The organism is Pseudomonas sp. FBCC-B1667, assembly GCF_059133255.1.
Window position 1 is genome coordinate 4185399 of record NZ_CP101437.1, and the last position, 22019, is coordinate 4207417.

Consider the following 22019-nt stretch of genomic DNA (forward strand, 5'->3'; position numbering starts at 1 on the left):
AGCTGTCCATGTTTGCCACCGGTTTTTCCTCGAATGACCTGATGTTCCTGCTCAATGGCGCCTGGGTCACGCTGCAATTGACGTTCTGGTCGATCATCCTCGGCTCCATCGCCGGGTTGCTGTTCGGCTTGCTGCGAGCCTTGTTGCCACGGGCCAGTCTGCCGCTGGCCTGGGTGCTGGACGTGTTCCGCAGCGTGCCGTTGTTGATTCAGTTCGTGCTGTTCAACTCACTCAAAAGCATCGTCGGCCTGAACATCAGCGCCTTCAGCGTCGGCTGCATCGTGCTCGGCGTTTACACCGCCGCGTACTTCACCGAAATCGTGCGCGGTGGCGTGTTGGCGGTGCCCTTTACGGTGCGCCGGGCCAGTCGCTCATTGGGCCTGAGTTTCTTCCAGGACCTGCGCTGGATCGTCCTGCCGATGGCCACCCGCGTCGCCTTTCCCGGCTGGCTGAACCTGGTGCTCGGGGTGATGAAAGACACCGCGCTGGTGATGTGGATCGGCATCGTCGAACTGCTTCGCGCTTCACAAACCATCGTCACCCGCATCCAGGAGCCGTTGCTGGTGCTGTGCATCGCGGGCCTTATCTACTACGTCATGAGCCTGGTGGTTGCACGCCTCGGCGCTCGTCTGGAAAGAAGGTGGCAGGAAAATGATTGAGATCGACAACGTACACAAATCGTTCGGCAACCTCGAAGTGGTCAAGGGCGTGAACCTGACGGTGAACAAGGGCGAGGTGGTGTCGATCATCGGCGGCTCCGGCTCCGGCAAATCCACGCTGCTAATGTGCATCAACGGCCTGGAGCCGATCCAGAAAGGCAACATCCGCGTGGACGGCGTCGAGGTCCATGACAGCACCACCGACCTCAACCGTTTGCGGCAGAAGATCGGCATCGTGTTCCAGCAATGGAATGCCTTTCCGCACCTGACGGTGCTGGAAAACGTCATGTTGGCGCCGCGCAAAGTGCTGGGCAAAAGCAAGGCTGAGGCCGAGGAACTGGCGGTGCGCCAACTGACCCATGTTGGCCTGGGCGACAAGCTCAAGACCTTCCCCGGCAAGCTCTCCGGCGGTCAACAGCAACGCATGGCCATCGCCCGCGCGCTGGCGATGTCACCGGACTACATGCTGTTCGACGAAGCCACGTCCGCCCTCGACCCGCAACTGGTGGGCGAGGTGCTGGACACCATGCGCATGCTCGCCGAAGACGGCATGACCATGGTGCTGGTGACCCACGAGATCCGCTTCGCCCGCGATGTGTCCGACCGGGTGGCGTTCTTTCGCAATGGGCGGGTGCATGAGATTGGGTCGCCGGATCAGGTGATTGGTAATCCGGTGCATGCCGAAACCGCGGCGTTTTTGAAATCGGTGAAATGACAAATGACCCCTTCGCGAGCAAGCCCGCTCCCACAGTTGACCGAGTTCCTCCAGAACAAATGCGATTGAATGTGGGAACGGGCTTGCTCGCGAAGAGGCCCGCACAGGCAAAACAAGGAATAAACCATGCGCTCATCAAAAATAATCCACGTCGTCAGCTGCCACGCCGAAGGCGAAGTCGGTGACGTAATCGTTGGCGGTGTCGCCCCACCACCCGGCGCCACGGTGTGGGAACAATCACGCTGGATCGCCAAGGACGAAACCTTGCGCAACTTCGTGCTCAACGAGCCGCGCGGTGGCGTGTTTCGCCACGTCAACCTGCTGGTGCCGGCCAAGGACCCGCGGGCGCAGATGGCCTGGATCATCATGGAGCCGGCGGACACGCCACCGATGTCCGGCTCCAATTCACTGTGCGTGGCCACGGTGTTGCTCGACAGCGGCATCCTGCCGATGACCGAGCCGCAAACCCGGCTGGTGCTGGAAGCCCCCGGCGGGCTGATCGAGGCCGTCGCCGATTGCCGTGACGGCAAGGTCGAGCGGGTGGAAATCAAGAACGTGCCGTCCTTTGCCGACCGCCTGGATGCCTGGATTGAAGTCGATGGCATCGGTTCATTGAAGGTCGACACGGCCTACGGCGGCGACAGTTTCGTGATCGCCGACGCCCACGGTCTGGGCTTTTCCATCCGCCCTGACGAGGCCGCCGATCTGGTGGCGGTCGGGCTGAAAATCACCCGCGCCGCCAACGAACAATTGGGCTTCGTGCATCCGCTGAACCCGGAGTGGTCGCACATTTCCTTCTGCCAGATCGCGGCGCCCGTCGTTCATGAGAACGGCATTGCCACCGGCGCCAACGCGGTGGTGATTCAACCCGGCAAAATCGACCGTTCACCCACCGGCACCGGCTGCTCGGCGCGCATGGCCGTGATGCACGCCAAGGGTTTGATGCAGGTGGGCGAGCGGTTTGTCGGCCGCTCGATCATCGGTTCGGAGTTCCACTGCCGCATCGATTCGCTGACCGAAGTGGCCGGCCGCGCAGCCATTTATCCGTGCATTTCCGGGCGGGCCTGGATTACCGGCACTCACCAATTGCTGCTCGATCCGAGCGACCCTTGGCCACAGGGCTATCGCCTGTCTGATACCTGGCCGGGTGCTTAATCTCTTAACACCCGGACCAACGGCTACAAAACCCCCTGAAAAACCCGAAAAAGCACTGGCCGAATCTTTTCATTTTAAATATCGTATACGAAATACAATTAACGACCCGGAGGCAACAAATGAGCAAGCGTATTAACTGGAGTGGCGTCTTCCCCGCGGTGACCACTCAATTCAACGATGACTTCACCATCAACCTGGACAAGACCCATCAGGTGATTTCCAACGTGATCCGCGATGGTGTGTCGGGCCTGGTGGTATGCGGTTCGGTTGGCGAAAACACCTCATTGACCGCCGAAGAAAAAATCGCCGTCACCGAAGTCGCTGTCGATGCCTCTCGTGGCCGGGTGCCGGTGATTTGTGGCGTGGCCGAATTCACCAGCGTGCAAGCGGCCAAAGTGGCCAATGCCGTGCGCAAGGTGGGCGTCGATGGCGTGATGCTGATGCCGGCACTGGTCTACAGCTCCAAGCCGTTTGAAACCGCCGAGCACTATCGCTACGTGGCCAAGCATGCTGACGTGCCGTTGATGGTCTACAACAACCCGCCGATCTACAAAAACGACGTCACCCCGGACATCCTGATTTCCCTGGCCGACTGCGACAACGTGGTGTGCTTCAAGGACTCCTCCGGCGATACCCGCCGTTTCATCGACGTACGCAATGAAGTCGGCGACCGCTTCGTGCTGTTCGCCGGCCTCGATGACGTGGTGCTGGAAAGCATTGCCGTCGGCGCCGAAGGCTGGGTCTCGGGCATGTCCAACGTGTTCCCGAAAGAAGGTGAAACCATCTTCCGCCTGGCCAAGGCCGGGCGTTTTGCCGAAGCCATGCCGATTTATGAATGGCTGATGCCGATCCTGCACCTGGATGCCCGTGCCGACCTGGTGCAGTGCATCAAGCTGTGTGAAGCCATCGCCGGTCGCGGCAGCGCGCTGACCCGTCCGCCACGCCTGGCCTTGCCGGAAGAGGATCGGTTGTTCGTCGAACAAATCATGGCCAAGGCCCTGGCGAACCGTCCGCACCTGCCGGACGTCGGTCTCTGAGTGAGTGCCGGGCGGGCCTTGGAGGCCCGGCCCGGCTGCCTGTTTTTGCGCCCTTACAGGAAACATCAGCATGCCCAACCTTCAAGACACTCAACGCGCAACCACACCCTCCGGACTCAAGCGTGTCGTGGCCGCCGCCATGGCCGGTACGGTCGCCGAGTGGTATGAATTTTTTCTCTACGGTACGGCTTCGGCGCTGGTCTTCGGCCAACTGTTCTTTCGCCAGACCGACAGCCCCATCGACGGCATCATCGCCGCGTTCGCGCTGTACGCCGTGGGCTTTCTTGCTCGCCCGCTGGGTGGCCTGGTGTTCGGTCACTACGGTGACAAATTTGGCCGAAAGCGCCTGCTGCAACTGAGCCTGGTGGTGGTCGGCATCACCACGTTCCTGATGGGTTGCCTGCCCGGATTCGACCAGATCGGCTACGCGGCGCCGGTGTTACTGGTGCTGTTGCGGCTGATCCAGGGTTTCGCCTTTGGCGGTGAATGGGGCGGCGCGATTCTGCTGGTGTCCGAACACTGTCCGGACAATCGCCGGGGCTTCTGGGCCAGTTGGCCGCAAGCGGGTGTGCCGGCCGGGAATCTGGTCGCGACCGTCGCCCTGCTGCTGTTGTCGTCGAACCTGTCGGAGCAACAATTTCTCGCCTGGGGCTGGCGCGTGGCGTTCTGGTTCTCGGCGGTGGTGGTATTGATCGGCTACTGGATTCGTACCCGTGTCGATGACGCACCGATCTTCAAGGAAGCCCAGGCGCGTCAGGCGCAAACCAAGCAGCAACAACTGGGCGTTGTGGAAGTGCTGCGCTACCACTGGCGCTCGGTGCTGGTGGGCATCGGCGCACGCTTTGCCGAAAACATTCTCTACTACACCGTGGTGACGTTCTCCATCACCTACCTCAAGTTGGTGGTGCACAAGGACACTTCAGAGATTCTGTTTCTGATGTTCGGTGCTCACTTGCTGCACTTTTTCATGATCCCGTTGATGGGGTATCTGTCGGACATCGTCGGGCGCAAACCGGTGTATCTGGTCGGCGCGGTGCTCACGGCATTTTGGGGGTTCGTCGGCTTCCCGATGATGGACACCGGCAACAACTGGCTGATCATGGCCGCCATTACCCTGGGCCTGGCCATCGAGTCGATGACCTATGCACCATATTCGGCACTGATGGCCGAGATGTTCCCGACTCACGTGCGCTACACCGCCCTCTCGCTGTGCTACCAAGTGGCACCGATCTTCGCCGGTTCCCTTGCACCGCTGATCGCGCTCACGCTGCTCAACAAGTACCACAGCTCGACACCCATCGCCTGGTATCTGGTCGCTGCCTCGCTGATCTCTGTCGTGGCCGTCGGGCTGACCCGGGAAACCCGCGGCAAGTCACTGCACGCGGTGGATGCGGAGTCCGCGGCGCGCATTGCCTCACTGGATAACACCGCCCCCGCGACCTCGCGTCGAGGCGACTCGCTGGCGTAAACCAAAACCAGGCGCCCACAGGAAATGTTTTACCTTTTGCCCGACAGGAATTCTTTCATGCCCCAGATCCTCGGCCACAACTACATTGGCGGCACCCGCAGTGCCGCCGGCAGCCTCACGTTGCACAGCCATGACGCCAGCACCGGCGAGGCGTTGCCCTGCTCTTTCGTGCAAGCCACCGAAGGCGAAGTGCACGCTGCCGCTGAGGCCGCTGCCGCTGCATTCCCCGAGTTTCGCGCTATGCCAGCGGCACGCCGTGCGGATTTTCTAGAGGCCATCGCCGCACAACTGGATGCGCTGGATGACGAGTTTGTCGCCCTGGTCACCCGCGAAACCGCGCTGCCCAGCGCACGGATCCAGGGTGAACGCGCTCGCACCAGCGGCCAGATGCGCCTGTTCGCTCAGGTCCTGCGTCGCGGTGATTTTTACGGTGCACGTATCGACCGCGCCTTGCCCGACCGTCAACCGCTTCCCCGCAGCGACCTGCGTCAGTATCGGATCGGTGTCGGCCCCGTGGCCGTGTTCGGCGCGAGCAACTTTCCGTTGGCGTTCTCCACAGCAGGCGGCGATACCGCTGCAGCCCTGGCCGCCGGTTGCCCGGTGGTGTTCAAGGCCCACAGCGGTCATATGGCGACGGCCGAGCAGGTGGCCGATGCAATCCTCCGCGCCGCCGAACAGACCGGCATGCCCAAGGGTGTGTTCAATATGATCTACGGTGCGGGCGTGGGTGAAGCTTTGGTCAAGCATCCGGCGATCCAGGCCGTCGGGTTTACCGGTTCGCTCAAAGGAGGCCGCGCGTTGTGCGACATGGCGGCCGCACGTCCGCAACCGATTCCGGTGTTTGCCGAAATGAGCAGCATCAATCCGGTCGTGGTGTTGCCTGAAGCCCTTGATGTTCGCGGCGAAAAAATTGCCAATGAACTGGCGGCGTCTGTCGTGCTCGGCGGTGGCCAGTTCTGCACCAATCCGGGATTGGTCATCGGTATGCGCTCCGTGCAATTCAGTGCTTTCACCGAGACCCTGACTGCGCGTCTGGCTGAACAACCGCCGCAAACCATGCTTAACGCCGGCACGCTGCGCAGCTACGAAAAAGGTGTGCAGGCCTTGCTCAACCATCCGGGCGTGGCCCACCTGACCGGCCATGGCCAACAGGCTAATCAGGCGCGCGCGCACCTGTTCAGGGCCGACGTGAGTCTGCTGCTCGAAGGTGATCCGTTGTTACAGGAAGAAGTGTTCGGGCCGACCACCCTCATCGTCGAAGTGGCTGACAAGGCTGAACTGCGCCAAGCGTTGAACAGTTTGCACGGTCAACTCACCGCCACCCTGATTGGCGAACCTCAGGAAGTGCATGAACACGCAGAACTGCTGGCCCTGCTGGAACAAAAGGTCGGCCGGGTGCTGTTCAACGGCTACCCCACCGGGGTCGAAGTGTGTGATGCGATGGTGCATGGCGGTCCCTATCCGGCCACCTCCGATGCCCGTGGCACCTCGGTCGGCAGCCTGGCCATAGAACGCTTCCTGCGCCCGGTGTGCTACCAGAACTGCCCGGACACGCTGCTGCCTGACCCACTAAAAAACGCCAATCCACTGGGTATTGCCCGACTGGTCGACGGCGCCAGCCACCGAAACCCAATCTAAAAAACACCCGAAGCCCCTGTAGGAGTGAGCCTGCTCGCGATGGCGGTGGGTCAGTCAACAGAGATGTCGAATGTACTGCCGCCTTCGCGAGCAGGCTCCCCCCTACAGTTATCGGATTAAGCCAGGAATGCCTTGAGGTCGTGATACAACGCCTCGGGAATCTGCACGCCCTCCACCAGGCTACGCGCCCGCGCCGCGTATCGGCGCTGGGAGGGCAAGCGTGCGCCCTGCCCTTCGATTCCCTGGAACAACGCTTCGGCCCTCGCCAGATGCACCTCCGTCGAATCCCCCAAAAAGCGCCGTGGATCCAGGGCAATGATCAATTCGCCATGGTACGGCGACGACTTGCTGCCCGCGTCGTAGGCCAGCGATTCGGCGCTGGTCAGGTCGCCAATCAACGGCCCGGCAATCAACTCCACCATGGCCGCCAGCGCCGAGCCCTTGTGCCCGCCGAATGTCAGCATCGCGCCGCTGTCGAGTACGACGTTGGCATCGGTGCTGGGCTGCCCCTGTGCGTCCACGCCCCAGCCTTCGGGGATCGCCTTACCGGCACGTCGGTGCAGTTCGATGTCGCCACGGGCGATGGCGCTGGTGGCGAAGTCGAACACGAAAGGATCCTGTCCCTGACGGGGCCAGCCAAAGGCAATGGGGTTGGTGCCGAACACGGGCAAGCGTCCGCCGGCCGGGGCCACCCAGGCGTGGCTCGGATTACACGCCAGCGCCACCAGCCCGGCAGCGGTCAACTGCTCGATCTCCACCCACAGCGCCGAGAAATGCACACAACGATTGATCGCCAACGCCGCAATCCCGTTGGTTCGGGTTTTCTCCGTCAGCGACGGCAACCCCGCCTGAAACGCCAGCTGCGAAAAGCCACCGCCGGCATCCACCCGCACAATCGACGGTGCCTGGTTGATCACCCGGGGTTCAGCCGTGGCCGAGACTTTGCCGGCCCGCAGCGAATTGACGCACCCCAGCACCCGGTACAATCCGTGAGAGGCGCAGCCATCGCGCTCGCCGGCTGTCACCGTGGCTGCCACCGCACGCGCATGGGCCTGGTTGAAACCGTTGTGCAACAGGATCGATTCGGCCAACGCATAGGCTTCGATCAGGGTCAGTCGGATCATGGTCATCTCCTTGAACAGACCGGTCAGGGTGGTCTATTCGAGGCGACAGGGCTTGATGGGTTTGCGCGGAGGCAGTGACGAAATCAGCACAGGTCCTTCAACAGGGACTTGGCGACAGTGCAATGAAGATCCATGCACTGTCGCGCCGCTCGGTCAGGCCTTCGTGCTTCGTGCAACGGGCACAACCACCGCCGATTTCCTCGCCAGCAGGTAGTAAAGAACACCCGGCGCCACCAGCCCGACGATCCAGGAAATATCCACACCACCCAACTGCGCAACCATTGGCCCGGAGTAAAAATGCGTGTCGACAAAAGGCAGCTGGATCAACACGCCGCTGACATACACGCTGATCCCCAAGACGTTCCAGCGACCGTAACGCCCGGACGGGTCGGACAAGGCCGGGATGTCATAGCGCTCCTTGTTAATGAAGTAGTAGTCCACCAGGTTGATCGCGCTCCACGGGGTGAAGAACGTCAGCAAAAACAGGATGAAGTACTTGAACGAGTTGAGGAACGAGTACTGACCCACCAACGCGAGCGTGGTCGATGCCGCGACGATCAGCAGCACAAACAGCATGCGCTGGCGGGCGGTGATTTCCAGGCGACTGCGGAAACCGCTGATGATGGTGGCCACGCACATGAAGCTGCCATAGGCGTTCAGTGTGGACACGGTGACCTTGCCGAACACCACGCTCAGGTACAGCAGCGAAGCCATCAACCCGGTACTGCCCAGGCCGACGATGGTCGCCACTTCGTGACCGCGGAAGTTGGCGCCAGCCAGTGCAGCGGCAAACACCCCCAGCACCATTGACGCCTGAGCGCCGAGCACGGTCCCAAGGCCGACGGCGGTGAAGGTTTTCCAGGATGAGGTTGTGCTCGGCAAGTAGCGCGAGTAGTCGGCCACGTACGGGCCAAACGCAATCTGCCAGGACGCCGACAGCGACACCGCCAGCAGGAAGGTGCTCCAGCCAAAATGACGGTTTTCCAGGAGCAGGCCGATGTCGTTAAGGGTCATCAAGCGGGTAAACAGGTAAGCAAAAGCGATGATGCCGAGCACGCTGGCCACACGCCCCACCAAGTGAATCACCCGATAGCCGAAGATCGTCAGGAACGTGATGCACGCGGCAAAAATCAGGATGCCGGTGCTGTCGCTGACGCTGATCAACTGGGCAATCGCCTGCCCGGACAACACCGCGCCGGTGGCGCTGAAACCGAGGTACATCAGGCACACCAACACAATCGGAATCGCCGCGCCGTAGACCCCGAACTGCACACGGCTGGAGATCATCTGCGGCAGACCCAGTTTCGGTCCCTGTGCAGCGTGCAAGGCGACGACGGCACCGCCAAGCAACTGACCGATCAGCAAGCCGATCAATGACCAGAACACGTCACCGCCCAACACCACGGCCAGTGCCCCGGTGACGATTGCGGTGATTTGCAGGTTGGCGCCGAGCCACAGGGTGAACTGGCTGTAGAGGCTGCCATGACGCTCGGCCTCGGGGATGAAATCAATCGAGCGGGTCTCGATCAGGGGACTTCGTTGCTGACTATCGTGGGGCTGGGTCATTGTTTTTATTCTCTTCAAAGATAGAAGGCATACACACCATCCCTTGTGGGAGCGAGCTTGCTCGCGATGGCGATCTGTCTGACACATTGATGTTGGATGTGCCGCCGTCATCGCGAGCAAGCTCGCTCCCACAGGGAAAGCGTTTAAGAGGTGAGTTATTTTTGTTGTTCGGTCATGGCCACCTGGCCCACAAACGGCGCCTTGGCCCACACGATCTTGCCCCCCACGACGGTCATCAATACGGTGTTACGGGCCAGTTCCTCTTCCGGCACTTGCATGAAGTTTTTATCCAGCACGATCAGGTCCGCAAACTTGCCCACCTCGACCGACCCGACGACGTTTTCCAGTTTCAGTTGCTCGGCGGCGTTGACGGTGATGGTGCGTAGCACTTCGGCTCGGGACAGCGCCGGGTCGGCGTTCAGGCGACCGGCGTATTTGGGGCCATAGCTGTGCGGGTTGGTCGGATCACCGGAGCGGGTGACACCGACTTTCAGCGCCAGGAACTCATCAAGCGGATCCACCGGCCAGTCGCTGCCATACGCCACCCGACCACCCGCACGGGCGATGCTGCCCGAGGGCTCCATGCGCGCAAATCGAGCAGGCCCGAGGTGATCGCTGGTGCCGTCGACGGTGGACGGTGCCTGCTGCGCCCACTGGAAGGACATGTTGGCGGTCACGTCGAGGGCCTTGAAGCGCCCGTAGTCGGCGGGGTCCACGGACTCGTTGTGGGTGATGGCCGGGCGAAAGCCGTTGCCGGGCAATTGCTGGCGCACGTATTCGATGCCATCGAGTGAGTCACGCACGGCGCGGTCGCCGGTGGCGTGCAGGTGCGGGTCGAGACCGGCCTGCACCGCTTGCAACAGCAGCGGCTTGAGCACTTGCGGCGGGAAATACAACTCACCGACGTTCTTGCCCGGCGCCCATTTCGGTGCCTTCTCGGTGCCGGCGTTGTGCAGATAGGGCGTCAGCATCGCACCGGTGTCCGCCGGCGCATTGATGATGCCGTCCATGAACAATTTGACGTGACGCATGCTCACGCCCGGTGCGACTTTGGCTTCACCCTGATCGTAGGTCGCGGCCATCGCCTTGGCCTCGGCGATGGTTTTCGCCGGGTCGGCTGCAGCGGCGGCCGGGTCCAGTTTGATCGCCAACAGGGCCCGGGCGGTCAGTTCACCTGACTGCTGCAACGTGGTGAAGGCTTTGCCGTTCTCCGGCCCCGACAAGGCATCGAAGAAACTGGTGATGCCTTGCTGGCGCATGGCATCGAGCGCGACGCGGATCTGGTTGAGTTTTTCCGCGTCGGTGGCCGGCGGCACCACGGCGGCCATCGTGTCAGCCGCGCCGTCTTCGCAGATGCCGGTGAGGTTGCCGGCACTGTCGCGCACGTACTTGCCGTCACCGGGGTTAGGGGTTTTTTTGGTGATGCCGGCAACGGCCAGGCCACGCGAGTTGACCAGCACGGTATGAAAGTCCGTGGAGCGCACCTGAATCGGCCGGTGGGTCTTGAGGGCGTCCAGCGTCGATTTGTCCGGATCGCCGTCGAGGCCTTCCATGCCCATCCGGTCCCAACTGCCGACTTCGAGCCAGACATCAGGCCCCTTGTCCTTGTCGGCATCCAGGCACGCCTGAATGGTGTTCTGGAACTCCTTGCGCGTCATGGTCTGGTACTTCAGATCGCACAAGGTCATGGCGCGGCCGCCATCACCGGGGTGCATGTGCGCATCGACGAAGCCCGGCATCAGCATGCGCCCGGCCAGATCGATCAATTGTGTTTGCTTGCCGATGTACGACGCAGCCCCTTCGTCGTTGCCGACATAGACGATCTTCCCGCCCGTGACGGCAATCGCCTGCTGCACCGAGTTCTGGCCATCGACGGTGTAGACGTAACCGTTGCGCATGACCATGTCTGCCGGAGTCGAACCCTGGGTCTGGCACCCCACCAGCGCCAGCCCCGAAAATGCCGTGGTTGCCGCAATGGCGACAAAAAGCCTGGAAAATTTCAACTGCCTCACCTCTGTTTTTATAGTTTTGGAAGAGGCCCGAACAGCCTGCGCGCAAGCCCCTGATATGCAAGGCATACCCTAGCGTGCGCGGGTGTTGGATGGACCTCCACAAATGAGGAGGGGGTGGTGATTCAGTGGGCTTCGCGGCGGGTTGCCTGCGCGGACAAGACAGAACCCAGCTCGACCTTGCTCTTCACCCCAAGCTGCAAGTAGCAGTTGCGCAGATAAGTGCGCACCGTCGCAGGGCTCAAACCGAGGATTTTGGCGATTTCTTTATACGAGTGACCGGCCGCAAACAGCATCGCCGCCGTCCGCTCCCGTGGCGCCAGCACCACGCCGCGTGACTGGCTTTCGAGAGACAGAATGACGTGTTTGGCATTTGGGCTGAGGGTCAGCGCACAGCGGCCCAGGCGCATGACGCTCGGCGCTTTCGGCAGTTGGGCGATCACCTGCGCTGGCAGCCTCGACCCGCTCCAGCCCGGCACTTCACGCTGAATGGCCGCACACAGGCTGGCGCCGACGTACAGCAGCGTGCCGTCCATGCGCGCGACGCCAAAGTCGCTGGCGCCGTTACCGGTGTCGATGCGAATCATGTCCTGTACCTGGAAACGCCACAGCTGCAACAGGTGATCGCAGAAGCCTGAAAACAACGCGGCCTCATTGTCGTTGAACCCTGACCCGTGTTCGCCGCGATACAGGCAGACAAAAAACATCAAACCGCTTTCGGGCAACTCGAAGGTGATGCAGATCACATGGTAGAGGTCATGACGGCGAGCGAACGCATCGACCTCTTCATGGGGATCTGTGAAGCCACTGTCGCGCACCACTGCGCCGGGCTGGCTCAACGTGTCATGGGAGAACCGGTCACTGCCCGCGCTCTTGTGCCATTCGGCGGCAAACGATTCGGGCAGGTCGATGCGCCCGTGCATCCAGCTTTTTGGTGCCACGTGGGCGTCGGATGTAGACATCTCGCCCCACCAGGCCGACGCAAACGGCACCAGCGGGCGGAAGGCTTGCAGCCCGTCTTCGATGAATTGCGAGGCGCCGCGCTCCCGAGCCAGTCGCCCGAGGTGCAACACGCATTGATTGAAGGCCTTCAGCGTCGCCATCGACGGTGTGCCACCGACCTCACTCCCCTCCTCCATCATCTTGTTCCTGTTGGCTGCGCGGCATTTTTTTCGACCTTGCCATAAGCGCAGTGATGACGTCCACAAGCCCTGCATTCATGCGCAAAACGGCAACAGTGTTTGTCCTTCCGACTGCTGTTTGAGGCCAGGGCAAAGCCCTAGCATTGTTCCTGCCCGGTGAGCATTTAGTAACAGCTCACAAGGTAGAAAACGAACCCCATCCTTCCTCAAACGATACGGTGAACACCATGAAACTTTCGCAAATCGCGCTTCTGCTGACACTGGCCAGCCTCGGCGCGCCTGCCTTCGCTGACGACCCTGCTGCAACGGCTGCCACCGCCAACGCCCCGGTTGAAGCCTATACCTACGACAGCCAACTCGACATTAAACGCGTCATCAGCGTGTCAGACATCGGTGACCAGTGTGGCCCGGTACCGGCACAAATGACGTACGAAGACTCGCGCGGTCAACAGCACGTTCTGCAGTATCAAGTCATGGGCACTGGGTGTTCAAACGGTTGAGTACCGTGCAGACGATGGAGGGTCGACACTCCATACCGACGGCGGCTAGTTTTTTTGGGTTGAACCCACGATTTTTTCATCGGAAGCCAGCAAAACCGGAATGTAATTCTTGAGAAAGTCCACCCAAGTCTTGATTTTTGCATCGACGAATTTGCGTGACGGGTAGATGGCAAACACATTCAGTTTTTCAAAATGATACTCAAGCAACACCCGGACCAAGCTCCCCGTTTTCAAACCCTCCACGGCAGACGCAATCGGTTGAATGCCGATGCCCATTCCGTTGCTGATCGCCACCGTCATCGCATCCGCGGTGTTGACGTGAAACGGCGACATCGGCGCGCTTACCGTCTCCACACCTTCAGGCCCTTCGAATACCCAGTTCTGCGCCGGCATCACCGTATTCACAATCCTCAGGCAATCATGTGCGCCCAGTGCACCCGGTGCGTCGGGAACGCCACGTTTCTTCAGGTACGCCGGTGACGCGCAGAGAATGCTGTAGGTGGTACCAAGCCGTTGCGCGACAAAGCCTGAATCGGGTAAATCCCGCGCCAACACAATCGACATGTCATAGCCTTCTTCCAGCAAGTCCGGCAGCCGATTGGTCAGGGTCAAATCAAACATCACCGATGGATGCGTCTCTCTGTACCGAGCGATGGCGTTGATCACGTAGTGATTGCCCACGGCGGACATCGCATGAATTTTCAGCCGGCCCACGGGTTGGGTTTGCGCCGTTCCGGCCTCTTCATCGGCTTCGCGCATCTCCTCGATAATCCTCTCGCAGCGTTGTAAATAGCGCAGCCCCGCTTCGGTCAGGGCCAGGCGTCGGGTCGTACGGTTGATCAAGCGTGTTTGCAAGCGCGCTTCCAGGCTGGAAACCGCTTTGGAAACGTTGGTGGTCGAGGTGTCCAGCGTCGCCGCTGCGGCCGTGAAGCTGCCGCTCTGGGCCACGGCGATGAAACAGCGCATGGTTTGAAAAACGTCCATCGGTTTTGCCTCGGCGCACAAATGACCTGTCAAAAAAAAGCGGCGGCCTGAGATCAGGCCGCCGCGCCAGCATGGATTACCTTTTGCCCGGGATAAAGCCCGGGATACCGGTTTCCACCACCGAGTTGAAGCGCACCCGCGTCGTGATGTCCTCCTTGATCTCAAGCATGGCCCGGTGCGGCAGCGTGGCAATATCAAAGTTCTCCTGAATATGGCTCAGTGTTGCAGACGTGGTCAGAAACGCCACACCGCGCTGCACCGACCAGGCCAAGGCGACTTGAGCCGGGGTTTTGCGCAGGTGTTTGGCGATGCCGGTCAGCACCGGATCTTCCAGCACCGCAGGCTGCATGCCATGGCCGAGGGGTGCAAAGGCGAGGACGATGATGCCGTGCTGTTTGCAGAAATCCAGCAGCTCCCATTCCGGCAGATACGGGTGGGATTCCACCTGCACCACGGCGGGTTTTATCCGCGCCACGTCGACAATCGCCTTCAATGCCTCCAGGGTGATGTCCGACAAGCCGATAGATTTGCAGCGCCCGTCATCTACGAGCTGCTCAAGTGCCCGCCACGTCTCGATCAAGGTCACGCCCGAGTCGTAGATCATGTGGCCGAACGGGTCCCGGGGTTCCTGGTCATCGCCGGGCTGAAAGGCAAACGGCGTGTGGATCAGGTAGCAATCGATGTAGTCCACCTGAAGCCGGCGGCAACTGGCCTCGAAGGCCGGTAACACGCGCTCGGGACGATGGTTGGTGTTCCACAGTTTGGTGGTGATGAACAGGTCTTCGCGCCGGACCTTGCCCGAGTCGAGGAAGGCCTTGAACGCCACGCCCACCGCTTCTTCGTTGCGATAACGCTCGGCGCAGTCGAAATGGCGGAAACCGGTTTCCAGCGCGTGGGTGACTGCTTGGGTTGTGACGGAGAGGTCGCGGAACAACGTGCCAAAACCCACGGACGGCATCTCCGCCGAGCCGTGGTTGAGTGCAAATTTTGTCTCGCGAAGTTCGTCGTGAAAGGCTTCGTAGGTCATGTCGTTACTCCACTCTCTGAGGCCGCAGCCTCTACTGATATGAACGTTTGGATGCTTCGCGGCTGGCGACTTGCTGCTCAAACACGCCGACCGAATTGCCGCCGAGGGCCACAAACAGCTGGACGGTGTCGAGGTATTGCGCGGTCTTCACCCTGATCTGTCCCAGCAACGCCTGCTCATAGGCGCGCTCGGCCTCCAGCACCTGAAGGATGCTGTTCTCGCCTTGGGCGTACGCGTGTTGGTTCAAGCGAAAACTGCTGTCGGCGGCGCGCAATGCGTCTTCCTGAGCGAGGTATTCTTCGGCGTGATGGTTGATGGCTTGCAGCGTGTCGGCGACCTGACCGAACGACTGGATGACGGTCTGCTGATAATCCGCGAGCGAGGCGTTGTAGCCGTCGACCGCCGCCTGGCGTTCAGCCTTGAGGGTGCCGCCATTGAAGATCGGTCCCGCCACCCCGGCGGCAAAGCCCCAGAGCGCGGCGCCACCATTGCCGGACGCCGACTGCGCGAGAAACGCCGACAGCTCCACGTGCGGATACAGGTTGGCGGTCGCGACACCGACGGCGGCGCTGGCCATGTGCAGTTGCGCTTCGGCTTGCAGTACGTCCGGCCGGGTGTGGGCCATTTCCGAGGGCAGACTCACGGGCACGTTGGCCGGCAAGGCAAACTCACTCAGGTCGAAGTCCGGCGCGATCCAGTCTGCCGGGCCTTTGCCGGTCAGGATCGACAGCGCATGCCGGGCCGAATCACGCTGTTGAGCGAGGGGCGGCAGCAGCGTGCGGTCCTGCGCGAGCCGGGTTTCAGCCAGCGAGACATCGATCTGCGTGCTGCTGCCGTTGGCGTGAGCCATGCGCACCAGTTCGAGGTTCTTGGCGTCATTGGCCAGCAGTTTTTCCACGGCCTGGATCTGCGCATTCGCCGAGGCCATCAACAACGCCTGGCTGGCGACATTGCCCGTCAAGGTCAGGTAAGCCGCTTCATAGCGATGTGTCTGAAACGCTGTCAGTGCTTCCTGTTGTTCAACCTGGCGCTTGTTGCCGCCGAACACGTCCAGATCGAAACCAACCCGAGGACCGATGGCATAGAAGTTGGAAACCACCGGCTCTGGTCCGCTGTGGGTACGCAGGCGACCGGCCTGGGCGGCAAAATCGACCTGCGGATAAAGCACCCCTTCCGCCGCCGCGACGGAGGACGCCGCCTGGCGGATCGTGGCATCGGCCGCGACGAGTTCCAGATTACCGTCGATGGCTCGGCGTACCACGTTGTCGAGCTTGGGCGAACGAAACGCCGTCCACCAGTCGCCATTGACTTTCTTGCCCAGGTCGATGCGTTGGCCAAGACGCTGCTCGGCCTGTTGATCGTAGTGTTGCGACGGGCTCGGTGGCGGCATTTGATAATCGGGGCCGACCGTGCAAGCGGTCAGGAACACCAGCACCGCCACCGCACCGAACGTGGTCTTGATCAGTTGTCTGTTGATGAAGCGCGCATTGGATTTCATGAGGCAAACTCCACGAAAACTAGTTGGTCGCAACGGGCTTGCGAAGAAAGATCACCAGTGGGCTCACCACCAGCATCGCGAACATCAAAATCTTGAATTGGCCAACCACGCCGATAAACGCCGCCTGGCCGGTGATCATTTCATTGAGCCCCGCCATGGCTTGCAGGGACGTCGCCGCCGAATGTGCCGTCGCGCCATACGGCGTCAGGTTGCTCGCCAGCGCCATGTGCATCGCGTGGGTGTTGTTGTAAAAATACAACTGCACGATCGCTACACCGAGGGTGCTGCCATACACACGCGACAGGTTAAACAGACCGGTGCCCTCCGGCCGTAACGCCGGATCAAGCGTGCTGAACGCAACCTTGGTCAGCGACGGCATCAACAGGCCGATGCCGGCGCCCTGAATCGCCCCCGCCAGCGCTACCGGCCACCAGTCCATCAGCGGCGAGTAACCGAGCATCAGCCAGTTGGCATACACCACAATGGCCACGCCCGCCGCCACGAACAGTCGACGGTCGAAACGCTCCGGAACCCGCCCCATCAGCAGAAACGCACCGACCAGTCCCATACCGCGCGGGATGGTCAGTGAACCGGTGGTGTCCGGCGGGTAGCCGAGGATTTCATCGAGCATCGGCGACGTCAGCGCCATGGTCGACAGCAGCACGAAACCCACCGCGAAAAAGATCACCGTCGACAGCACGAAGTTGCGGTCACTGAACAACCGCTTGTTGATGAAATGCACCTTCGCGGTCAGCACATGGACCAGGAACAGGTAGAGCCCGAGCGCACAGCCGATTGCTTCCAGCCAGATTTCGGTCGAGGCAAACCAGTCCAGGCGTTCCCCGCGATCGAGCAGCATTTGCAGGCTGATCAGCCCCAGCGTGAACGTGCCGAAACCGAAGAAATCGAACGTCGGGCGTTTCTCGGCCTTCTTCTCGGCCAGCAACAGTGCGATCACCAGGAAGATGTACGCCGACAGCGGCAGGCTGATGTAGAAGATCGGGCGCCAGCCAAAATGCTCGGCGACCCAGCCGCCGATGCTCGGGCCGCTGACGATGCCCAACAGCACGATGGCGGTCCACGTCGCACCGAACTTGGCGCGTTTCTCCAATGGCAACGTTTCCAGGGCAATCGCCATCGACAACGGCGCCAGCACGCCACTCGCCAGGCCCTGGATAATCCGCGCGCCGATGAATTCCAGCGGCGTCGAGGCCAGGGTGGCGAGCAGCAAGCCCAGGACGAACACGGCCAGCGCGGTTTGGTACACCCGCTTCAAGCCGTAACGCCCGGCCAGCCATTGCGCGACCGGCAGAGTGATCGCACTCGCGGCGAGGTACGAGGTGAAGATCCATCCGGCCTGGTCGTCGGTCATCGACAGGCTGCCCTGAATCAAACGGAGCACGGCATTGGGTAAAGGCAGGTTCGCCGATTGCATATACGTCGCGAGCAATGCGGCCAACCTTAATGAACTCGCAGGGGTGGTGTTCATCAGGAGGCTCCTGCGGTCAACAGCGCCTTGAGCGGCTGCCACCATGGCGTGCGGTGCCCGGTATCAACCTTGACCGTGGCGCTGATCCCCGAATAGAGCGGCATCTGCGGGTCGAGTTCGTCGAGTTCGAGCCGCACCGGCACCCGCTGCACGACCTTGACCCAGTTGCCGGTGGCGTTTTCCGGCGGCAGCAAGGCGAAATCCGAGCCGGCACCGGGGCTCATGCTGACCACGTGCGCCTTGAACTCATGATCCGGGTAGGTATCGAGGTGAATGGTCGCCGCCTGACCGGGACGCATATGCGTCACCTCCGTTTCACGGAAGTTGGCTTCCACCCACACCTCGCGATCAGACAGCAGCGCAAAGGCTGGTGCGCCGTTGTTGACGAAATTGCCCACTTGCAAATCATCGACCTTGGCGACGATACCGTCGTCCGGCGCATACACCGTGGCGTACGAAAGGTAGAGCTGGGTTTCATCCAGCTGCGCCTTGGCCTCGCGAACGGCCGGGTGGCTGTCGACCTCGATGTTCGGATTACCGTTCAGGGCAACCACGGTGCTGGCGATCTGTTGTTCGATCGAGACTATGCGTTGCCGTGACACTTTGAGGTCGGTGTCGGCGCGCTCATAAATCGACTTCGAGACGAACTCGGAAGCGACCAGCGCCTTCTTGCGGCCAAATTCCTTTTGGTCGAAATCGGCCGACTCTTTGGCCGATTGCAGCTCGGCCTGTTGCTGGCGGTAGCTGGCCTTGAGTCCATCGATGCGCAACCGCGCAACGCTTAGCTGGGCTTGCGCCCGGTCAACGGCGATCTGCAGCGGTTTGGGGTCAATGCGGAACAATACCTGGCCCTTGCGGACGGGCTGGTTGTCCTCGACGGCGATTTCGATGACCTGGCCGGAAGTGCGCGCGTTGATCGACGCCTTGGCCACTCGGGCGTAGGCATTATCGGTCGAGATGTAAGGCTCGCCAGCCACATAGTGGGCGTAGCCGATCGCTGCAAAAAGCGCCGGGACACCTACCATCAGCAGTGGTCGTACGGTTTCTTTAAGCGTTTTTTTGCTGGGCGCTGTCGGATTCGGCCCTGGGTGCTCAAAGGTTTGTGAAGCCGGAATATCGAACTGTTTAGTCATGATCGAAAACACCTTTAACCGGGAAGTCAGGGGCTAATACCCATAAAAAACAGCCATACCGTGCGCAGTCAGAAGGATCGCTCCGCCGCACCCTGTTTCGTCGCCGCTGTACCCAGTTCGAGCTCTGCTTCAACAAACCTGAAATTGAGGAACTTCTGGTTCCTTAATTTTGTGCGATGGTGTAAGAATATGCCTCGACTTACCTTCACACAAGGTTTTTGTACGATATGGCACAAAAAAAGATTACCGAAGCAAAAGGACGTGGCCGCCCACGCGCCTACGACCCGCAGACCGCGCTGCAGCAAGCGCTTGGTGTGTTTTGGAGCACCGGCTATTCCGCCGCGTCCCTGGACAGCATCGCCACGGCAGCCGGCATGAACCGCCCGAGCCTGTATGCCGCCTTCGGTGACAAACACGCGCTGTACATCAAGGCGCTCGAGCAGTACTGGGAATTTGCCGCCGCCGACATGCACGCGGCGCTGACGGACAGCCAGCTGTCCTTGAGCGAGGCGCTGATGCGTTTCTATGAGGGGCAACTATCGATTTACTTCTCGGGCGACGGCCAACCCCGCGGCTGCTTCGCGATTGGCACGGCAACCACCGAAGCCGTCGAGGATGTTGAAATCCGCGAAGTGTTGTCGGACCGCCTGAGCCGGCTCGACGCCGATCTCGAAGCACGTCTGCGAACAGCCGTCACCGCCGGCGAACTCAAAGACAACGTCGACCCGGCCGCCCTCGCTGTGCTCGCCTCCTCGCTGCTGCACAGCATTTCGATCCGGGCACGGGCAGGCAAATCCCGCACGGAGCTGACCGAACTGGCGCGCAACGCGGTCAACGTGATTTGCGGTTGAGAGGTTTTATGGCGGGTGAAGGACTTGAAGACATACTGGCCGATCATCTCGATGTGATTTTCTGCGGGATCAATCCGGGCATGACGGCCGCCGCCCAAGGGCATCACTTTGCGGGCCGGAGTAATCGTTTCTGGCGCACGCTGCACCTTGCCGGGTTTACCCCCGAGGAAGTGCGCCCGGAAAACGACCGGACGATTTTGCAGTACCGCTGCGGATTGACCGCCGTGGTCGACCGACCCACGGCGCGCGCCGATCAGCTGTCGTTGCACGAGTTCACCGCCGCCGCTGCCGACTTTGAACAGAAGATCCGGCGCCATGCACCCCGCGTCGTCGCGTTTCTCGGCAAGGCCGCCTACAGCGCGTTAACCGGCCAGCGGGAGATTGCCTGGGGTCTTCAATCCAAGACTTTCGGCGACGCCCAGGTCTGGACCTTGCCCAACCCGAGCGGGCGCAATCTGGCGTTTTCGCTGGATCAGTTGGTGGCTGCGTATCGCCAACTCCATCAAAACTTGCACAAATCGACAGTAGGCTAAGCTAAGGATCAGCTTATTGCGCACGATGCTCGCTCCGGCAGGGTTTGGGTTTTTCTGAAGAGCGTCTGCAACAGCTATTTCAGACAGGCCCACACTGTTCACGCAGGACTGACGTGATGACCGAGCCCCTCCTCAGCTTTGATGAATTGAAGCGTGCCGCCGTTGCCGGCGAAATTGATACCGTCCTGGTCTGCATGGTCGACATGCAGGGACGGCTGGTCGGCAAACGATTCCAGGTCGAGTTTTTCATCGACAGCGGCCATGAAGAAACCCACTGCTGCAATTACCTGTTGGCCGACGACATCGACATGGAGCCCGTGCCGGGCTATGCCGCTGCCAGTTGGAGCAAAGGCTATGGCGACTTTGTGCTCAAGCCCGACATGTCCACCCTGCGCCGGGTGCCATGGCTGGAGTGCACAGCGCTGGTGCTCTGTGATGTGCTCGATCACCACCATCGCCGCGACTTGCCACACAGCCCCCGAGCCATCCTGAAGAAGCAGATCGAACGCCTGCGCGAGCGTGGCTATACCGGCATGTTCGCCTCGGAACTGGAGTTCTATCTGTTCGACGAGAGCTACGAGGCCATCCACAAGCGCAACTACCACAAGCCGAAAACCGCCGGCCATTACATCGAGGACTACAACATCCTGCAGACCACCCGCGAAGAGCCGGTGCTGCGGGCGATTCGCAAGCACCTGCAAGCCAGCGGCATTCCCGTGGAAAATTCCAAGGGTGAATGGGGACCCGGCCAGGAAGAGATCAACATCCGCTACGCCGATGCCCTGACCATGGCCGACCACCACGTCATCATCAAGCACGCCTGCAAAGAGATTGCGCAACTGCAGGGCAAGGCGATCACCTTCATGGCCAAGTGGCGCTATGACGCCGCCGGGTCCAGCAGCCACATCCACAATTCGCTGTGGGACAAGCATGGCAAGAAGCCGCTGTTTTTCGATGCAAAGGCCGAATTCGGCATGTCGAAACTGATGCGTTCCTGGGTCGCCGGGCAGCTTAAATATGCCAACGACATCACCTGTTTTCTCGCACCCTACATCAACTCGTACAAGCGCTTTCAGGCCGGTACGTTTGCGCCGACGCGGGCGGTGTGGAGCCGCGACAATCGCACCGCTGGTTTTCGTCTGTGTGCCGAAAGCAGCAAATCCATCCGCATCGAATGCCGCATCGGCGGCGCCGACCTCAACCCGTATCTGGCCTTCGCAGCCCTGATCGCGGCTGGCCTGGCCGGGGTCGACGAGAAGCTCACCCTCGCCCCGCCGTTTGAAGGCGACGCTTACGTCGATGACCATTTGCCCGAAGTCTCCAAGACTTTGCGCGAAGCCAGCGCCGCGCTCCAGGCCTCGAGCATGTTGCGCGAGGCGTTCGGGGATGAGGTGATCGACCACTACGTGCACACCGCCGAATGGGAGCAGAAAGAGTACGACCGGCGGATCACCGACTGGGAACTGCAGCGCGGCTTCGAGCGCTATTGAG

General features: G+C 61.0%; 19 protein-coding genes. 10 read left to right on the top strand and 9 right to left on the bottom strand.

The window, feature by feature from the left end:
- Positions 1-8 precede the first annotated feature (8 nt).
- From NL116_RS19350 to NL116_RS19375, 6 genes are all read left to right on the top strand, one after another.
- On the top strand, positions 9-659 hold the full coding sequence (locus NL116_RS19350; protein WP_494373593.1) for an amino acid ABC transporter permease: 651 nt from the start codon (positions 9-11) through the stop codon (positions 657-659).
- Positions 652-1374 carry an amino acid ABC transporter ATP-binding protein gene (locus NL116_RS19355; RefSeq protein WP_494373594.1) on the top strand — a complete coding sequence of 241 codons (723 nt, stop codon included), beginning with the start codon at positions 652-654 and terminating at the stop codon, positions 1372-1374. Before NL116_RS19350 ends, NL116_RS19355 begins: the two co-directional genes overlap by 8 nt.
- Before the next feature lie 126 nt (positions 1375-1500).
- On the top strand, positions 1501-2529 hold the full coding sequence (locus NL116_RS19360; protein ID WP_494373595.1) for a trans-3-hydroxy-L-proline dehydratase: 1029 nt from the start codon (positions 1501-1503) through the stop codon (positions 2527-2529).
- A 119-nt stretch (positions 2530-2648) separates the two neighbouring features.
- On the top strand, positions 2649-3566 hold the full coding sequence (locus NL116_RS19365; protein WP_494373596.1) for a dihydrodipicolinate synthase family protein: 918 nt from the start codon (positions 2649-2651) through the stop codon (positions 3564-3566).
- A 70-nt stretch (positions 3567-3636) separates the two neighbouring features.
- Positions 3637-5034 carry a fosfomycin efflux MFS transporter AbaF gene (abaF, locus tag NL116_RS19370; protein WP_494373597.1) on the top strand — a complete coding sequence of 466 codons (1398 nt, stop codon included), beginning with the start codon at positions 3637-3639 and terminating at the stop codon, positions 5032-5034.
- A 57-nt stretch (positions 5035-5091) separates the two neighbouring features.
- Positions 5092-6672 carry an aldehyde dehydrogenase (NADP(+)) gene (locus tag NL116_RS19375; protein WP_494373598.1) on the top strand — a complete coding sequence of 527 codons (1581 nt, stop codon included), beginning with the start codon at positions 5092-5094 and terminating at the stop codon, positions 6670-6672.
- Between the two features lie 116 nt (positions 6673-6788).
- On the opposite strand, the gene NL116_RS19380 is transcribed toward NL116_RS19375, so the two are convergent.
- The 4 genes from NL116_RS19380 to NL116_RS19395 form a co-directional block, all read right to left on the bottom strand.
- Positions 6789-7796 (bottom strand): Ldh family oxidoreductase, encoded by a 1008-nt coding sequence (locus tag NL116_RS19380; protein WP_494373599.1) that lies wholly within the window; start codon positions 7794-7796, stop codon positions 6789-6791.
- A gap of 153 nt (positions 7797-7949) precedes the next feature.
- Entirely contained in the window at positions 7950-9362 is a 1413-nt protein-coding gene (locus NL116_RS19385) for a purine-cytosine permease family protein (protein ID WP_494373600.1), read from the bottom strand.
- Between the two features lie 155 nt (positions 9363-9517).
- Complete coding sequence (locus NL116_RS19390) at positions 9518-11365, bottom strand: amidohydrolase (protein ID WP_494373601.1); 1848 nt, start codon at positions 11363-11365, stop codon at positions 9518-9520.
- 131 nt (positions 11366-11496) lie between these two features.
- On the bottom strand, positions 11497-12510 hold the full coding sequence (locus tag NL116_RS19395; RefSeq protein ID WP_494373602.1) for a helix-turn-helix transcriptional regulator: 1014 nt from the start codon (positions 12508-12510) through the stop codon (positions 11497-11499).
- 230 nt (positions 12511-12740) lie between these two features.
- On the opposite strand from NL116_RS19395, the gene NL116_RS19400 reads away from it, so the two are divergent.
- Entirely contained in the window at positions 12741-13013 is a 273-nt protein-coding gene (locus tag NL116_RS19400; RefSeq protein WP_494373603.1) for a DUF2790 domain-containing protein, read from the top strand.
- 45 nt (positions 13014-13058) lie between these two features.
- Here the strand turns inward: NL116_RS19400 and NL116_RS19405 are convergent, their stop codons facing one another.
- From NL116_RS19405 to NL116_RS19425, 5 genes are all read right to left on the bottom strand, one after another.
- Entirely contained in the window at positions 13059-13997 is a 939-nt protein-coding gene (locus tag NL116_RS19405) for a LysR family transcriptional regulator (protein WP_494373604.1), read from the bottom strand.
- A gap of 76 nt (positions 13998-14073) precedes the next feature.
- The gene (locus NL116_RS19410) at positions 14074-15024 is read right to left on the bottom strand and encodes an aldo/keto reductase (RefSeq protein ID WP_494373605.1); all 951 of its coding nucleotides are present in this window, start codon (positions 15022-15024) and stop codon (positions 14074-14076) included.
- 31 nt (positions 15025-15055) lie between these two features.
- Positions 15056-16522, bottom strand: coding sequence for an efflux transporter outer membrane subunit (locus NL116_RS19415; RefSeq protein ID WP_494373606.1), 1467 nt, complete (start codon positions 16520-16522; stop codon positions 15056-15058).
- 19 nt (positions 16523-16541) lie between these two features.
- Positions 16542-18011 carry a DHA2 family efflux MFS transporter permease subunit gene (locus tag NL116_RS19420; protein ID WP_494373607.1) on the bottom strand — a complete coding sequence of 490 codons (1470 nt, stop codon included), beginning with the start codon at positions 18009-18011 and terminating at the stop codon, positions 16542-16544.
- Positions 18011-19144 carry an HlyD family secretion protein gene (locus tag NL116_RS19425; protein ID WP_494373608.1) on the bottom strand — a complete coding sequence of 378 codons (1134 nt, stop codon included), beginning with the start codon at positions 19142-19144 and terminating at the stop codon, positions 18011-18013. Before NL116_RS19425 ends, NL116_RS19420 begins: the two co-directional genes overlap by 1 nt.
- A gap of 227 nt (positions 19145-19371) precedes the next feature.
- On the opposite strand from NL116_RS19425, the gene NL116_RS19430 reads away from it, so the two are divergent.
- The 3 genes from NL116_RS19430 (at position 19372) to NL116_RS19440 (ending at position 22018) form a co-directional block, all read left to right on the top strand.
- The gene (locus NL116_RS19430) at positions 19372-19995 is read left to right on the top strand and encodes a TetR/AcrR family transcriptional regulator (RefSeq protein WP_140669008.1); all 624 of its coding nucleotides are present in this window, start codon (positions 19372-19374) and stop codon (positions 19993-19995) included.
- 8 nt (positions 19996-20003) lie between these two features.
- Positions 20004-20528, top strand: coding sequence for a G/U mismatch-specific DNA glycosylase (gene mug, locus NL116_RS19435; RefSeq protein WP_494373609.1), 525 nt, complete (start codon positions 20004-20006; stop codon positions 20526-20528).
- Between the two features lie 116 nt (positions 20529-20644).
- Complete coding sequence (locus NL116_RS19440; protein ID WP_494373610.1) at positions 20645-22018, top strand: glutamine synthetase family protein; 1374 nt, start codon at positions 20645-20647, stop codon at positions 22016-22018.
- Position 22019: the final 1 nt, after the last annotated feature.

Coding starts and splice junctions, on each gene's coding strand:
- abaF (WP_494373597.1), top strand. CDS start 3,637: ATGCCCAACCTTCAAGACACTCAACGCGCAACCACACCCTCCGGACTC.
- NL116_RS19410 (WP_494373605.1), bottom strand. CDS start 15,024: ATGACCTACGAAGCCTTTCACGACGAACTTCGCGAGACAAAATTTGCA.
- NL116_RS19350 (WP_494373593.1), top strand. CDS start 9: ATGTTTGCCACCGGTTTTTCCTCGAATGACCTGATGTTCCTGCTCAAT.
- NL116_RS19440 (WP_494373610.1), top strand. CDS start 20,645: ATGACCGAGCCCCTCCTCAGCTTTGATGAATTGAAGCGTGCCGCCGTT.
- NL116_RS19365 (WP_494373596.1), top strand. CDS start 2,649: ATGAGCAAGCGTATTAACTGGAGTGGCGTCTTCCCCGCGGTGACCACT.
- NL116_RS19380 (WP_494373599.1), bottom strand. CDS start 7,796: ATGATCCGACTGACCCTGATCGAAGCCTATGCGTTGGCCGAATCGATC.
- NL116_RS19360 (WP_494373595.1), top strand. CDS start 1,501: ATGCGCTCATCAAAAATAATCCACGTCGTCAGCTGCCACGCCGAAGGC.
- NL116_RS19355 (WP_494373594.1), top strand. CDS start 652: ATGATTGAGATCGACAACGTACACAAATCGTTCGGCAACCTCGAAGTG.
- NL116_RS19395 (WP_494373602.1), bottom strand. CDS start 12,510: ATGGAGGAGGGGAGTGAGGTCGGTGGCACACCGTCGATGGCGACGCTG.
- NL116_RS19400 (WP_494373603.1), top strand. CDS start 12,741: ATGAAACTTTCGCAAATCGCGCTTCTGCTGACACTGGCCAGCCTCGGC.
- NL116_RS19385 (WP_494373600.1), bottom strand. CDS start 9,362: ATGACCCAGCCCCACGATAGTCAGCAACGAAGTCCCCTGATCGAGACC.
- NL116_RS19405 (WP_494373604.1), bottom strand. CDS start 13,997: ATGGACGTTTTTCAAACCATGCGCTGTTTCATCGCCGTGGCCCAGAGC.
- NL116_RS19430 (WP_140669008.1), top strand. CDS start 19,372: ATGGCACAAAAAAAGATTACCGAAGCAAAAGGACGTGGCCGCCCACGC.
- NL116_RS19420 (WP_494373607.1), bottom strand. CDS start 18,011: ATGAACACCACCCCTGCGAGTTCATTAAGGTTGGCCGCATTGCTCGCG.
- NL116_RS19375 (WP_494373598.1), top strand. CDS start 5,092: ATGCCCCAGATCCTCGGCCACAACTACATTGGCGGCACCCGCAGTGCC.
- NL116_RS19415 (WP_494373606.1), bottom strand. CDS start 16,522: ATGAAATCCAATGCGCGCTTCATCAACAGACAACTGATCAAGACCACG.
- mug (WP_494373609.1), top strand. CDS start 20,004: ATGGCGGGTGAAGGACTTGAAGACATACTGGCCGATCATCTCGATGTG.
- NL116_RS19425 (WP_494373608.1), bottom strand. CDS start 19,144: ATGACTAAACAGTTCGATATTCCGGCTTCACAAACCTTTGAGCACCCA.